The organism is Rhizobium sp. 57MFTsu3.2 (assembly GCF_012932765.1).
GTDB lineage: Bacteria > Pseudomonadota > Alphaproteobacteria > Rhizobiales > Rhizobiaceae > Rhizobium > Rhizobium altiplani.
The window spans coordinates 144,052-156,475 of sequence record NZ_JDWI01000004.1 but is presented as its reverse complement, the minus strand read 5'-3'; the positions used below and the strand labels follow the sequence as shown (position 1 = coordinate 156,475).

Genomic DNA, 12,424 nt, shown 5'->3' with positions numbered 1-12,424 from the left:
AGGCCAAAGCCGCCTACTGACGAGGCTAACACATTCTTGGCGTGTTGCGTGAGTGTGTCGTTGTGCTCAGGGCAACTACTTTCGCAACAAACCGGGGAAATGGCAGCTTGGCGCTCTTCACGCCTCGAACACGCCTGCGGACGTTGCTGCACGACGCAATTCAGGGCAGATTGCGGGTTGTAGGGCGGCCGGAGGCTAGGCATTGCTGGAGAGGCTGATTGGCGAGTACGGCGTCTTGGCCGTTTTTATCGGGGCCGGTGTTGAAGGGGAAACGGCAGCGTTTCTGGGTGGTGTCCTCGCTCATCGGCAGCTTGTTCCATATTGGCAGGTCGCTCTGGCAGCGTGTCTCGGATCCTTTGCTGCAGACCAGTTCTTCTTCTTGTCAGGTCGCTACGCCACCAAGTGGTCCTATGTTCAAAAGTTGCTGGAATCGGACCCGATCGCGAGAGTGACGAAGCTCCTCGAAGCACATCCGACAGGCTTTATCCTCGCCTTTCGCTTCATCTACGGCATGCGAACGATCAGCCCCGTTGCAATCGGCGTCTCGAACGTCTCGGCACGGAAGTTCATTATACTCAATGCGATCGCCGCGCTGATCTGGGGCGTTGCGATAACGGCGATTGGATTCCTGGCCGGACACGCCGTTGAGATATTGATCGGCCGGCTGGAACTTCATTTGCACGTGTTGATCGCGCTGGCTTTGGCTGCAATCCTCGTCGCGGTCAGTGCTTAAGCGGTCAGGCGCGAAATGGCGCGACGCTCCGCGCGCTCGGGCACTTGGAGACGCGGGTGACGGTCTCAGCCGAAACGCTCGGCTTCGTCGAGCCGCGTGGACCGTGTCTCGGCGTCGAATCTGTTGGCGCTGCTTCATACCACAGATGAAAGCCAGCCTTGCTGGCCTCAGGCTTCTGTGGCCAACGAACCACCTTTTCCGCACCTGCGGACCGGCGATCGGGGATTCTCCAATCCAGCGATCCCGGAATAAGCGAAGAAACCATCATTACGCGTGGCTTGCAGCTGGTGTTCTGTGGGAGAATGCCTATGTTTCCCGTAGTTTCGAAAATTACAGGGTTCCTTTTTTGCTTCTCGAAATTTCAATCGTTGCCATTCTCACCATCTTGAATGGCGTCCTTGCCATGTCGGAACTCGCGGTCGTATCCTCGCGTCCCGCACGCCTCAAAGTGCTGGCCGACCAGGGAAGTCGTGGGGCCGCCATTGCCATCCGACTGGGCGAGGAGCCAGGGCGGTTCCTGTCGACCGTGCAGATCGGCATTACCCTCGTCGGCGTGCTGTCCGGTGCGTTCTCAGGTGCGACGCTTGGTGCGAGACTTGCCGGCTGGCTCGGCACGCACGGCCTTTCACCGGCCGCTGCCGATGCGCTTGGGGTCGGCTCGGTCGTTGTCGCAATCACATACCTGTCGCTGATTGTCGGTGAGCTGGTGCCGAAGCAGATCGCGCTTCGCGCGCCGGAGACAGTGGCAAGCAAAGTCGCCCCGGCAATGATGTTCCTGTCGCGCCTGGCCGCCCCACTCGTCTGGTTCCTCGACGCTTCCGGTCGCCTCATCCTTCGTGTTCTTGGTCAATCGGGCAAGTCCGCCGATATGGTCACCGACGAGGAAATCAAGACCGTCCTGGCAGAAGCGCAGAGCGCCGGTGTGATTGAGACGGAAGAGTCGGCGATGATTTCCGGCGTCATGAGGCTGGCGGACCGAAGTGCCAGAGCCTTGATGACACCTCGCCGGGATGTCGAGGTGATCGACGTCGAGGACGGTTTCGATGAGATCCGAGATCAGCTCCGCCGGAGCGTTCAGGCGCGATTGCCGGTGCGCAGAAACAGCTCCGATGAGATCATCGGGGTGCTTTTGACCAAGGACTTCTACGACGCAATTGCTTCGTCCGGCTATGCCGACGTCGCCACCCTCACCAAGGAAGTGCCGATTGTGTCGGACTTGTCGGGCTCGCTTGACGTCATCCAGGCCATTCGTCGCTCACCCTGCCACATGGTGCTGGTCTACGACGAATACGGCCACTTCGAAGGCGTGATTACCTCTGGCGACATTCTGGAAGCAATCTTGGGCGCCGTTCAGGAGGACGCGTTTGGAGAGAAGGCCATCGTTCGCCGCCACGACGGCAGCTATCTCGTATCCGGCTGGACGCCGATCGACGAGTTTGCCGACTTCATGAGCTTCCAGGTCGAGGACGACCGGGAATATCAGACGGTTGCCGGACTCGTACTGGAGGAGATGAAGCACCTGCCGGAAGTGGGCGAAAGCTTTGTCATGAACGGCTGGCGATTCGAGGTCGTCGATCTTGACGGGCGCAGGATCGACAAGCTCCTCCTGACCGCCGAAGTGCCCCCAGGGGACGCCAGCCGAACGCTCCAATAATGCCGATCGGCGCTGCTCGTCGTGAGAGAACCTTCACGTGAAAGGGGAGTTCCCCTTTTCACACATGGAGGTAGATATCAAAGCTCTCATGACAGCAGCAATCACAGGACTTGTGTTGGCCGCTCCCGCTTCGGCTCAGACCACGGTCGTGACCGTGCCTGGCGAGGTGAGGACCTACATAACCGAACAAGAGGTTCCGTCGGTCGTTTATGATGGCGACATCATCGTCGGGACGGAATTGCCGTCTTCGGTAGAAATCCACACCATCCCCAGCAACGATGCATACGGTTACACCGTGGTCAACAATCAACGTGTCATCGTTGATCCGCATACCCATCGCGTGATCGAAGTCATCAGGTAATCAATCGGTTGTCGGCGACAGCTGACACCACACTTGCACGCGGATACATCGGCCCTGCCGTTACGCAATGTAGCCTTGGTCGATGTTGCCGTGTGCAAGTGATCTTCTTGGCGCAGTTGGAGCGCCGCAACGATTTAGAATGAGGCAAGCGGTTCCTTTCGACCGAGAAGCCAAAGAAGATATGGCCCTCCGATTAGCGCGGCGAACAGGCCGACGGGAACCTGGTAGGGGTATATGATGACGCGGGATAACCAGTCGGCCAGTACCAACAGACCGGCGCCGATAAGCATGGCTGCGAGCAGATGGTCGCGGCTCCGGTGAAAGCCGATCAACCGCGATAGGTGGGGTGCAATCAGGCCGGTCAGACTGAGCGGTCCAATGAGGAAGGAAGAGATCGCCGTCATTGCAGCGGCGAGTGCGGCAAGCAGAAACCGTGTCGATGTGACACGAAGTCCGACACTGCGCGCCAGCCCCGCGCCAAGCGGCAGGATGGCAAACCAGCGTGTCATCAGGAAGAGCGGTGCTGTCAGAACGGCCAGTGAGATGATCGCGGTCCAGGCTTCGAACGTGCCGGCGCGGTTGGTCGAGCCCGAAATCCAGGTCAGAAGAATGTAGCTTCGCATGTCGCCTTGCGAAAGCACCACGCTGATGATTGCAAGGCAAAAAGCGCTGATGGCGACGCCTGAAAGCAGGAGCACGTCCGCCGATAGGCCAGCGCGTCGCGCAATGGCGATCATGGCCAGGAATGAGACGAGTGCGCCAAGCGACATGCCGGCGATCATGATCGCCGGAGAAGGGAAGGCGAATACGAACAGCGTCACCGTCAGTCCAGCCCCGGCGCCGGAAGAGACACCGAGCACTTCGGGGCTTGCGAGCGGATTGCCGGTCACGCGCTGCATGACGAAGCCGGCCGCGCCGAGCATCGCGCCTGTTCCGGCGGCCACGACAATCCGCGGCAGCCTGAACGGCAAAAGATCTGAAAGTAGCGAGCCGACGGCAATTTGCCAGCCGCCATCGGTCGGTCCAACGACAAGAACAGCCAGGAAGACAACCAGAAAGGCGACACTGAGGAGCAGAAGCGCCAATGCCCGTCGCGACAGACGTCGCGCGGGCCCGTTCGACGTTGACGTGGGCACCGCCCGCCCGTGCACGCGCGGCAGCAAAAACAGCAGCAGAGGGCCACCGATGAGGGCGGTAGCAGCTCCTGTCGGCGCAAGGTCGGAAAAGCCGGGACCAAGCAACTGCGTCAGACAATCCGTCAGAAACAGCACAGCAGCACCGGCAAGGGGCGCCGTTGTCATCACCTGACGCGTGGTGCGGGCGCCGCAGAGCCGCGCAATCGCGGGTGCGGCAAGCCCGAGGAAACCGATGATGCCGACTGTGGCCGTAACGGAGGCCGAAAGCCATACGGCAATCATCAGGACCGCGAACCGTACGGCGTGCAGCGAAACGCCGAGACCCTTGGCGCTCGCATCGTCCAAGGCAAGCACATTGAGCGGCCTGAAGAGAAGCAGAGCGGCGAGCATGCCAGCAGCAAGCTGGGGTGCAAGCGAAGCCACGCCGGCCCAATCCTGCTGGTTTAGGGCACCGGCGCCCCAGATATGGATCGACATGGCATACTCGCCCCGCGCCAATGTCAGCGTGACACTGAGCGAGGCTGAAACCATGCTGACGATCATGCCGCAGATTGCAACGGTGACCGGATCGAGACCGCGGCGCCAGCTCAAGGCGAGCACAAGGCCAACGGCGCAAAGGCCACCGGCAAAGGCGACAAGTTCGCGCGAGACACCGGCCAGGATGGGCGAGATGCTCAAACCAAGCGTCAGCGCCAGTTGTGCGCCAGAAGCGATACCGAGCGTCGAGGCGTCGGCTATCGGGTTGCGCAGAATGCGCTGCAGAAGTGCGCCTGCAAGACCGAGTGCTGCGCCCGAAATCAGCGCGATCGCAGCCCGCGGCATGAGGCTGCTCCAGAAAAGGATGGCATCAAGCGTCTTGGCTTGCTCGGGATCGCCAGGCACCTGAGGGCGCAAGATCAAAAGCAGGGCAAAAGCTGCAACGCATGCAAAGGCAAGCGCCAAGGCCGGGATGATCGCCTTGCGTGAATATATATACGGCATTGAAAGGCTAGCCGTTTCGGACACGGGAAAATCCTTCGGCGAGAAAGTCAGCGAAGCGACTTGCGGCTGGAAGCGCGCCATAGGGGTTGACCGAACCGAGGGTCAGGACGCGGTTCTCCCGCACGGCCGGAAGAGCCTTCCAGAATGCACTTCCGGTGAGGGCTTCGAACGCGTCTTGCGGATGCGGCGGAATGAGGATGATCCATGCGTCCGGCGTGGATGCCAAGGTCTCGATGCCGACAGGTGCCGTAGCGGAGTAGCTTGTGGCACCGGCCCAGGCATTGGCAATGCCGACGCGCTGCAATACCTCGCCGAACATGCTGTCGGAACCGAACACCCGGTAGTGGCGGGCATCGCCGAGATTGATCGGCAGGACGGAACGTCCATCGCCGTTGGCGGCGAATTGAGACTTGTAGCGATCGAGTTTTGTCGCAACACCTTCCACCAGTTTTCCGGCCGCCGGGAGCGCCAGACGCTCTCCGATCGCGAGCGTTGCCTGTTCGGCCAGCCTGTACGGGCTCTTTCCCGGCATGTAAATCGCGTGGCTTTCGACCGTGGCGATACGGCTCATCAGCGCATCGGCCCAGGCGTAGAAGTTGGAATTGAAGATCACGTCGGGGCGCGCGAAGCGCAGGACCTCCAGGTTCGGCGTCCCGCGAAGTCCGAGATCGGCGACTGTATCAGGCACTTCAGGCGTTACGGCGACCTGTCGGAACTGGCGCAGTTCCGTTGCCGCGACCACATTGGCGCCGATCGCGAGCAGCGTTTCCAGGAGCGCCCAGTCGAGCGTGGCAACCCTCGGCTGGAACGGCTGACCTTGCGCTACGCCTCCGACAAGCGTGGCTGCTCCGGCCAGAAAGGTCCTGCGTGTGAGCCGTGCTGCGCTCAATTTCATCTCCAGTCAGTAAGGGAGGCCCAAGCCAGGCCTCCCTGAAAGCGATCATCAAAACAACGGGTTACCAGGTCTTGCTCAACTTGAACCATACGGTGCGCGCGTCGCCGTAGCCGCAGGTGAATTCGCCGCCGCAGCCCTTCACATATTCCTTGTCGAAGAGGTTGGTGACGTTGACGGAGCCTTCCCAGCCTTGCTTCTTGTAGCGGATCGCCGCGTCAAACACGGTTGCATCAGGAACCTTCAACGTGTTCAGCCGATCTGCCCAGCTTTCGCCCTGGTAACGCACGCCGCCTCCGACGCTGACACCCTCCAATGCGCCCTGCGTTACGGTATAGTCGACCCACAGTGCGGCGGTCATATCGGGTACTAGATAGGGCTTCTTGCCAACATAGGCTGCGACAATGTCCTCCTTCACTTCGAGATCGGTGTAGGAGAACGAGCCGAGAAGCTTCCAATTGTCGTTGAGGTTGACCTTGGCCTCCAGCTCGATACCGCGGGATTCGACTTCGCCGATCTGATTGGCAAGGAAAGTCGCCGGGTCAGTCACGACGACGTTGCGACGGTTCAACTGGAAGAGGGAGGCCGTGAATGTGCCGTCGATAAAGGTCGGGTCGTACTTCAGGCCAATTTCGTACTGCTCGCCTTCTTCCGGTTCATTGTTCGGGGTGGCGCTCGGAGCGACCGTTGGATTGAAGAAGGTGCCCACGCTGGCGTAAGGCGTGAGACCATTGTCGAATTCGTAGGCGATGCCGATGCGGCCGCTGGCCGCCGAGTTGTCGTAGCTATAGCTGCTATTGGTCGAACTGTAGGCCGTCGGGCGGTTGTCGGTGTCGGTATTGACGAAATCGTAGCGCCCGTTGAGCGTAATGAGCCAGCCGTCGTCGAAGCGGATCTGGTCCTGTGCGTAGATGCCGAGCTGTTGCTGGGTGATCAGCTGGTTGCTGTAAATCCGGTTGATCGGCTGCGGGGCACCATAGACGGGGTTGACCGGGTCAATGGACGTGGCGAGCGTGGATGCCTGCACGTTGTCGAGCTGATAGTACTTGTAGTCGAGGCCGACCATGACCTCGTGATCGAGGGCGCCAGTCTGAAAGTCGCCTTCCAGATGGTTGTCGATTGCGAACGTGTCGACCTCGGAATGCCCTTCGAAGCCGAGACGATTGAGCTGGAAATAGCCCGGATCGAGAGGGTCCGTTGTATTGACATAGCCATAGGCGTAGGGACCCACCTCGTATTTCTGCAGGTGGCCATAGCGGGCATTCGATGAGAACTTGATACCGCTGTCGAACTCGTGTTCAAACTCGTAGCCCCCCATCTGCTGGTCATATCTGCCGGTATCGATGTCCGGTTCACCAGGGAAGAAGGCGCGATCGATCTTGCCAAATGGAGCATCGACCACGGTCCCGACATAGGGGAAAAATCCGTTGCCGACGTGAACCTGATTAAGCGCTCCCGCATAGGCCCAGGCCGTGAGCGTCGTGCCATCGTCGGGCGAGACGGTCACCTGCGGCATGACGAATCCGCGCAGGTCGTGGGAGAAGTCCGAATAGTTGTCGCCACCCGCGATCTTGCCTGTGAGGCGATAGGTTACCGTGTCACTTTGGCCAAGCTTGTCCGATATATCGAAGCCGGTGAAGGCATTTCCGTCGGTGTTGATGCCTGCCTCGGTGTAGTAGAAGGGCTCGTCCGTGGGGCGTTTGCGGACATAATTCACGATGCCGCCAGCGTTGCCTCCGCCATAGAGCACCGATGCCGGACCCTTCAGCACCTCAACCCGCTCCAGCATGAAGGGATCGATCTGGAAGCCACCGAAGCCATAGGTAAAGAGCTGCAGTCCGTCGAGATAGACGCCAGTCTGCGTCGCGTCGAAACCGCGAATATAAATCCAGTCGGTGTCGGCATCGACACCGAAAGGAGCAGCCGTGACACCGGGCGTATAGCGCAACGCCTCGTCGACCTTGTTGACGACGCCGCGGTCGTCCATTTCCTGCCTTCCGATGACGGACACAGCCTGCGGAACTTCGTTGAGCGGCGTGTCGGTCTTGGATCCCGTCGTCGTTTCCTTGGCGACGTAGCCCTTTACCGGCCCGATAGCGCCGTTGCCGACGCTCTGGCCCTGAACGACGATCGGCGCAAGCGCTGTGTCGGCGCTCTCTGCCTGCGCCGCCGCTGCGGCGCAAAGACCAATCATCGCTACGCTCGTGCCCAGAGCGCGTCGCATGCGCTGTAAACCTTTTACTTCATGCATTCCAAAGACCCCACTCATGCTATTCGTCGGCCGCCGTTAGGCGTCGGCTTAATAAGATGAGCGATTAACTCAAATTTAATGGCCAGGCTTGGCGCGATCGGTGGCGATTGAATGATTTTGGGCGTTTCCAAAATTCGTGGGCAGATCTTTGCAAAAATGCATCACTTGCACTGCGATCTCTGCCAGCGAGCCGGTGTCGTGCCGAGATGTTTGCGAAAGACACGGGTGAAATGCGCCTGATCGGAAAAGCCGGTCTCTGCCGCGATGGCTGTCAACGCCTGCGCCTCATGGCGGAGCAGCTGCTTGGCTCGCTCAAGCCTGGCATTCATTTGCCAATCATGCGGGCTCGTGCCGGTAGAGGCCTTGAACGAATGGCTGAAATGCGACTGTGATAGCCCCGTCAGTTCCGCCAGCTCGTGGAGACGTATGTTGCGGGCGCAGTTGTCCTCGATGAACTCGGTGGCGCGCCGCAACTGCCACGAAGCCAGGGCACCGCGTTTGCGCGGCGTCGTCTTTGCCATCTTCAGGACGTCGATCAGTAGTGAAAGCGCCAGGCCGTCGCCATAGAGATCGTGGAGTGGAGCAGCGCTTGCAATCTCCGAAGCGATGAGCTCTGCGAGGGCCATGATCCGCTGGTCGAAGAAGAGCAACTGCGGATCCTTCAGCTTTTGCGGATCGATATCCTCCATCAGCCGCTGGCCGAGGACGTCGGCATCGAAATGGATATCGAGATGGCGCATCGATTGCACGTCTCTGATGTCTACCCAGAGCTCCATCTCCGCCGGGATATAGGAAATCGGGCTCGCCCGTCGGTCTTGGGGAGCGCCGGCGGCGGTCGAGGAAAGCTTGACGGAGGGGCGGCCGCGTCCGAGATGGTCGAGAAGGATGAAGAGACGCGGATCGCGTGCCACGTAGTGACCACCCGCGTAAGCGCTGCACTCGACATCCCAGAGATCGGCGGTAATGCCGTTCCAGTTGCGACGCCTGAGCCCGCCAACGACCGAGAAACCCTCGATCGCGTTCTGCATGCGCGGCTGAAATGTCATGGCGATGTCCTGTAGGCGTAAAACATGTGCGTAATTATCAAGTTTATTGCATCGCATCAATCGCCACGTTTTTGTTTTTCAGTGGCTCCTCATCTGCGCGTCATGCAGACGGTTGTATGCGCCGCGTTTGGCGATGAGGTCCTGATGGGTGCCTTGCTCAACAATTCCGTTGGCGTCGACGACGACAATGCGATCCGCGCCCTGGATGGTGGCAAGCCGATGAGCGATGACCAGCGTCGTGCGTCCCTCAGACAATTCGCTCAGCGATCGCTGTATTGCTCGTTCCGTCTCCGTATCGAGAGCAGACGTCGCTTCGTCGAGGATCAGGATCGGAGGGTTCTTCAGGAACATGCGGGCAATCGCGACGCGCTGCTTCTGGCCGCCTGAAAGCTTGACGCCGCGCTCGCCGATGACCGTATCGAGACCGGCGGGAAGGCCCGCAAGCATCTCTTCCAGCCTCGCCCGCCTGGCGGCTTCGAGGATGTCCTTTTCGCTGGCGCCCAGACGGCCGTAGGCGATGTTCTCGCGAATCGTGCCGCCGAAGAGGAAAACGTCCTGCTGTACGATGCCGATCTGTTGGCGCAGCGACACCTTTGTCATATCCCTGATGTCGACGCCGTCAATCGTGATGCGGCCACCGCCGACCTCGTAGAAACGCGGCAGCAGCGAACAGATAGTCGTCTTTCCGGCCCCCGAAGGGCCGACGAAGGCAATCGTTTCTCCGGCATCGATCGTCAGATCGACATGCTCGAACACGGGCGCTTCCGGATTGTATCCAAAAGAGACATCCTCATAGGCGATGGCGCCCTTGAGGTGATCAACCGCAATGGCGTCCGGCGCATCGGCGATATCCGGCTCGGTATCGATAAGCTCGGTGAACCGGCGAAAACCGGCGATTCCCTTTGGATAGGTTTCAATGACCGAGTTGATCTTTTCGACAGGACGGAAAAAGACGCCAACCAGAAGCAGGAAGCCGATGAAGCCGCCGGCCGTCAGGGTACCGGAAAGCACGAAATAGGCCCCGGCGATCATCACCACCATCTGCGTCAGCCGCATGCTCATGTAGCTCAGTGAACTGCTCGCTGCCATGAGCTTGTAGGCGTCGAGCTTGACGCGCCGGTAGTTCTGATTGTCTTTTTCGAAAAGTGTGCGCTCGTGGTTCTCGTTGGCGAAGGCCTGCACCACGCGGATACCGCCGACATTTTCCTCGATCCGCGTGTTGAAGTCGCCAACCCGCTCAAAGAGGCGCCGGAAATTTTGGGTCATGCGGCTACCGAAGTGGCTCGTCACCCAGGCCGTCAGCGGCACGACGACAGCCGTTATCAGCGCCAGTTGCCAGTTGACCGAGAACATCAGCAGCAAGGCGCCGGCAAAAGTCATCAGGGCGATGAACAGATCCTCAGGCCCGTGATGGGCGACTTCGCCAATCTCTTCAAGATCCTTCGTCAGCCGCCCGACGATGTGCCCGGTCTTCTGGTTGTCGAAAAAGCTGAACGACAATTTCTGTATATGATTGAACGCCGCACGACGCATATCGGTTTCGATATTGATGCCGAGCATATGGCCCCAATAGGTGACGACCGCCATCAGACCGGTGTTGATTACATAGATCGCAAGAAGGGCGGCAGACGCTAGCAGGATCAGCAGCCATTCCTGGCTGAGCAAAAGCCGGTCGACGAACAACTTCACGGCCATGGGAAAGCCGAGTTCGAGCAGCCCCGAAACAATCGAACAGGAGAAATCGAGAATGAAAAGGCCTCGATAGGGCCGGTAATAGGAGAAGAAGCGACGCAGCATTCAAATACTCGCAAACGAATGGGGATTGGACTGGTCGGCCAAGAGCCCGCATCGTAAAAACATGACTGGATTTCTCCATATTGTGGAGCCGCCCGGCTGATAGAGCGTTGCGCGACCAAAAGCAATACGAAGCGGTTCGAGCCCACAAAGGGCCAGGTTACAGCGGATTGATGTAATTGGTGATCGCAACCTGGCGAAGCAAGACGCGGCGGATCACATGCGCTGCCTTGACATGATCGGTAAAGATTGCTGCGTCACCGGTGCTGCCGGCGGGCAGGGCGGCAGCAAGAGCCGGATCATCGAGACGAATGCGAACGACAAACGGCAGGCTCTGAATGGCCGTGGGTGCGATTGCCGTGCCTGACGTTCGGACCTGGCCGCTGGCGACGGCCTGGATCACGCTTTCGACCTTGCCGGTATAGACCTTACCTGGAGCGAACTTGAAAGTTGCCTCCACAATCTGGCCAGGCTCGATATAGCGCGCGTTGATCTGCGGAATCTCAACGCCGATGATGGTGTCCGAGGTGTCAATGAACGCCATGACTGGAGACAACGGCAGGCTGGTAACACGCGCTCCCTTGCGAAGCGCAAGATTGGTGACGTAGCCGTCAGCCGGCGCACGCACCACCGTCTTGTCGAGATCCCATTGAGCGCCCGCTATTTGGGCCGTCAGCTGTTCGACCTCGGCCTGGCGCTGCTCGACGTCATAGGTTCGACCGGCACCGCTTGTCTGCAGCCGTGTCGTCTCTGCCAGTCTTTGCTTGTTGAGGTCCAGCTGTGCCTGAAAGGCGTCGAGCTTCGCTTGATAGGGCAATGGGTCGATCTTGAAGAGAATGTCGCCGGCCTTGAGCGGGGTATTGGCTATCACCGGCACCTCCGTGACCTCCCCGGCGACATCGGGGACGATTGCGACCGAATTGCGTACCACCAGCACCTTGCCCTGCGGCACGCCCCAGCCCATTGGGACGAACAGCCCGATGAGGAGGAACAGAAGGACCAGGACCGGCGAGACTTTCCAGAACAGATTGAAGGGTACGATCCGGAATTTCACGAGGCAAAAGAGAATAACAAGATAGACGTTGAGAAGTACGACGATCATCGCAGTGCCTCCGGCTTCGAGGCATGCGGAACGTCAACATGGGCCCAGATCAGGACGAGGGGCCAAAGCGCGAAGCCGAGAAAGAGCGTAACCCAGCCGCCGACGGCGACCGCATCCTTCCAGGGATGGTTCCGGCGCTTGGCGATAATGCCGGGAAGCATCGCCATAAAGACGATAACGAAAGCAGTACTGGCCGTCAGCACGACGAGCACGATCCAGGCGAAGATATCTATGATCATGATGTCATCTCTTGTTGATCCTGCGGAAGCCTGGTCTCGTTCAAGCCGTAACGGAAGTACACAACGGTAAACGCACTCGTAAACGCTGCTCGCCTGACCATTGCGATGGGCGTCTGGACAAGCGCATCGGCTCTTTGAGAGTCCGCGTGCGTCTGAAAAGCCGAACCCGGCCTCGGGAGAAGGCTAAGGATGCACCTCTTCCTTCACGAGCGGAGCCGCGTTAAATTGGCTCGAT

The 12,424-nt window shown here is 59.5% G+C and carries 10 protein-coding genes; 3 read left to right on the top strand and 7 right to left on the bottom strand.

The genetic code is table 11. From position 1 onward, the window contains the following. Positions 1-202 precede the first annotated feature (202 nt). The 3 genes from AF71_RS06630 to AF71_RS06620 all read left to right on the top strand — a co-directional run bounded on the left by AF71_RS06630 (position 203) and on the right by AF71_RS06620 (position 2,748). Positions 203-733 carry a DedA family protein gene (locus tag AF71_RS06630; RefSeq protein WP_169680458.1) on the top strand — a complete coding sequence of 177 codons (531 nt, stop codon included), beginning with the start codon at positions 203-205 and terminating at the stop codon, positions 731-733. Between the two features lie 346 nt (positions 734-1,079). Continuing rightward, positions 1,080-2,387 carry a hemolysin family protein gene (locus AF71_RS06625; protein ID WP_169680457.1) on the top strand — a complete coding sequence of 436 codons (1,308 nt, stop codon included), beginning with the start codon at positions 1,080-1,082 and terminating at the stop codon, positions 2,385-2,387. An 88-nt stretch (positions 2,388-2,475) separates the two neighbouring features. Continuing rightward, positions 2,476-2,748 carry a DUF1236 domain-containing protein gene (locus AF71_RS06620; protein WP_210258166.1) on the top strand — a complete coding sequence of 91 codons (273 nt, stop codon included), beginning with the start codon at positions 2,476-2,478 and terminating at the stop codon, positions 2,746-2,748. 134 nt (positions 2,749-2,882) lie between these two features. Here the strand turns inward: AF71_RS06620 and fhuB are convergent, their stop codons facing one another. From fhuB to AF71_RS06585, 7 genes are all read right to left on the bottom strand, one after another. Continuing rightward, positions 2,883-4,865 carry a Fe(3+)-hydroxamate ABC transporter permease FhuB gene (gene fhuB, locus AF71_RS06615; protein ID WP_246733602.1) on the bottom strand — a complete coding sequence of 661 codons (1,983 nt, stop codon included), beginning with the start codon at positions 4,863-4,865 and terminating at the stop codon, positions 2,883-2,885. Positions 4,866-4,872: 7 nt separating this feature from the next. Next, positions 4,873-5,760 carry an ABC transporter substrate-binding protein gene (locus tag AF71_RS06610; RefSeq protein WP_169680455.1) on the bottom strand — a complete coding sequence of 296 codons (888 nt, stop codon included), beginning with the start codon at positions 5,758-5,760 and terminating at the stop codon, positions 4,873-4,875. A gap of 61 nt (positions 5,761-5,821) precedes the next feature. Further along, the gene (locus AF71_RS06605) at positions 5,822-7,981 is read right to left on the bottom strand and encodes a TonB-dependent siderophore receptor (RefSeq protein ID WP_246733594.1); all 2,160 of its coding nucleotides are present in this window, start codon (positions 7,979-7,981) and stop codon (positions 5,822-5,824) included. Between the two features lie 188 nt (positions 7,982-8,169). Beyond that, the gene (locus AF71_RS06600) at positions 8,170-9,054 is read right to left on the bottom strand and encodes an AraC family transcriptional regulator (RefSeq protein ID WP_169680453.1); all 885 of its coding nucleotides are present in this window, start codon (positions 9,052-9,054) and stop codon (positions 8,170-8,172) included. A 78-nt stretch (positions 9,055-9,132) separates the two neighbouring features. Further along, complete coding sequence (locus AF71_RS06595) at positions 9,133-10,851, bottom strand: ABC transporter ATP-binding protein (protein WP_169680452.1); 1,719 nt, start codon at positions 10,849-10,851, stop codon at positions 9,133-9,135. Between the two features lie 157 nt (positions 10,852-11,008). Continuing rightward, positions 11,009-11,950: an efflux RND transporter periplasmic adaptor subunit gene (locus AF71_RS06590; protein WP_169680451.1), complete on the bottom strand. Its 942-nt coding sequence runs from the start codon at positions 11,948-11,950 to the stop codon at positions 11,009-11,011. Then, the gene (locus AF71_RS06585) at positions 11,947-12,192 is read right to left on the bottom strand and encodes a DUF3302 domain-containing protein (RefSeq protein WP_169680648.1); all 246 of its coding nucleotides are present in this window, start codon (positions 12,190-12,192) and stop codon (positions 11,947-11,949) included. The genes AF71_RS06590 and AF71_RS06585 overlap by 4 nt, the downstream gene beginning before the upstream one ends. Positions 12,193-12,424 lie beyond the last annotated feature (232 nt).

Excerpts from the sequence above, each read along its gene's own strand:
- AF71_RS06595 (WP_169680452.1), bottom strand. The coding sequence starts at position 10,851 with ATGCTGCGTCGCTTCTTCTCCTATTACCGGCCCTATCGAGGCCTTTTC.
- AF71_RS06600 (WP_169680453.1), bottom strand. The coding sequence starts at position 9,054 with ATGACATTTCAGCCGCGCATGCAGAACGCGATCGAGGGTTTCTCGGTC.
- AF71_RS06605 (WP_246733594.1), bottom strand. The coding sequence starts at position 7,981 with ATGCGACGCGCTCTGGGCACGAGCGTAGCGATGATTGGTCTTTGCGCC.
- AF71_RS06610 (WP_169680455.1), bottom strand. The coding sequence starts at position 5,760 with ATGAAATTGAGCGCAGCACGGCTCACACGCAGGACCTTTCTGGCCGGA.
- AF71_RS06620 (WP_210258166.1), top strand. The coding sequence starts at position 2,476 with ATGACAGCAGCAATCACAGGACTTGTGTTGGCCGCTCCCGCTTCGGCT.
- AF71_RS06590 (WP_169680451.1), bottom strand. The coding sequence starts at position 11,950 with ATGATCGTCGTACTTCTCAACGTCTATCTTGTTATTCTCTTTTGCCTC.
- fhuB (WP_246733602.1), bottom strand. The coding sequence starts at position 4,865 with ATGCCGTATATATATTCACGCAAGGCGATCATCCCGGCCTTGGCGCTT.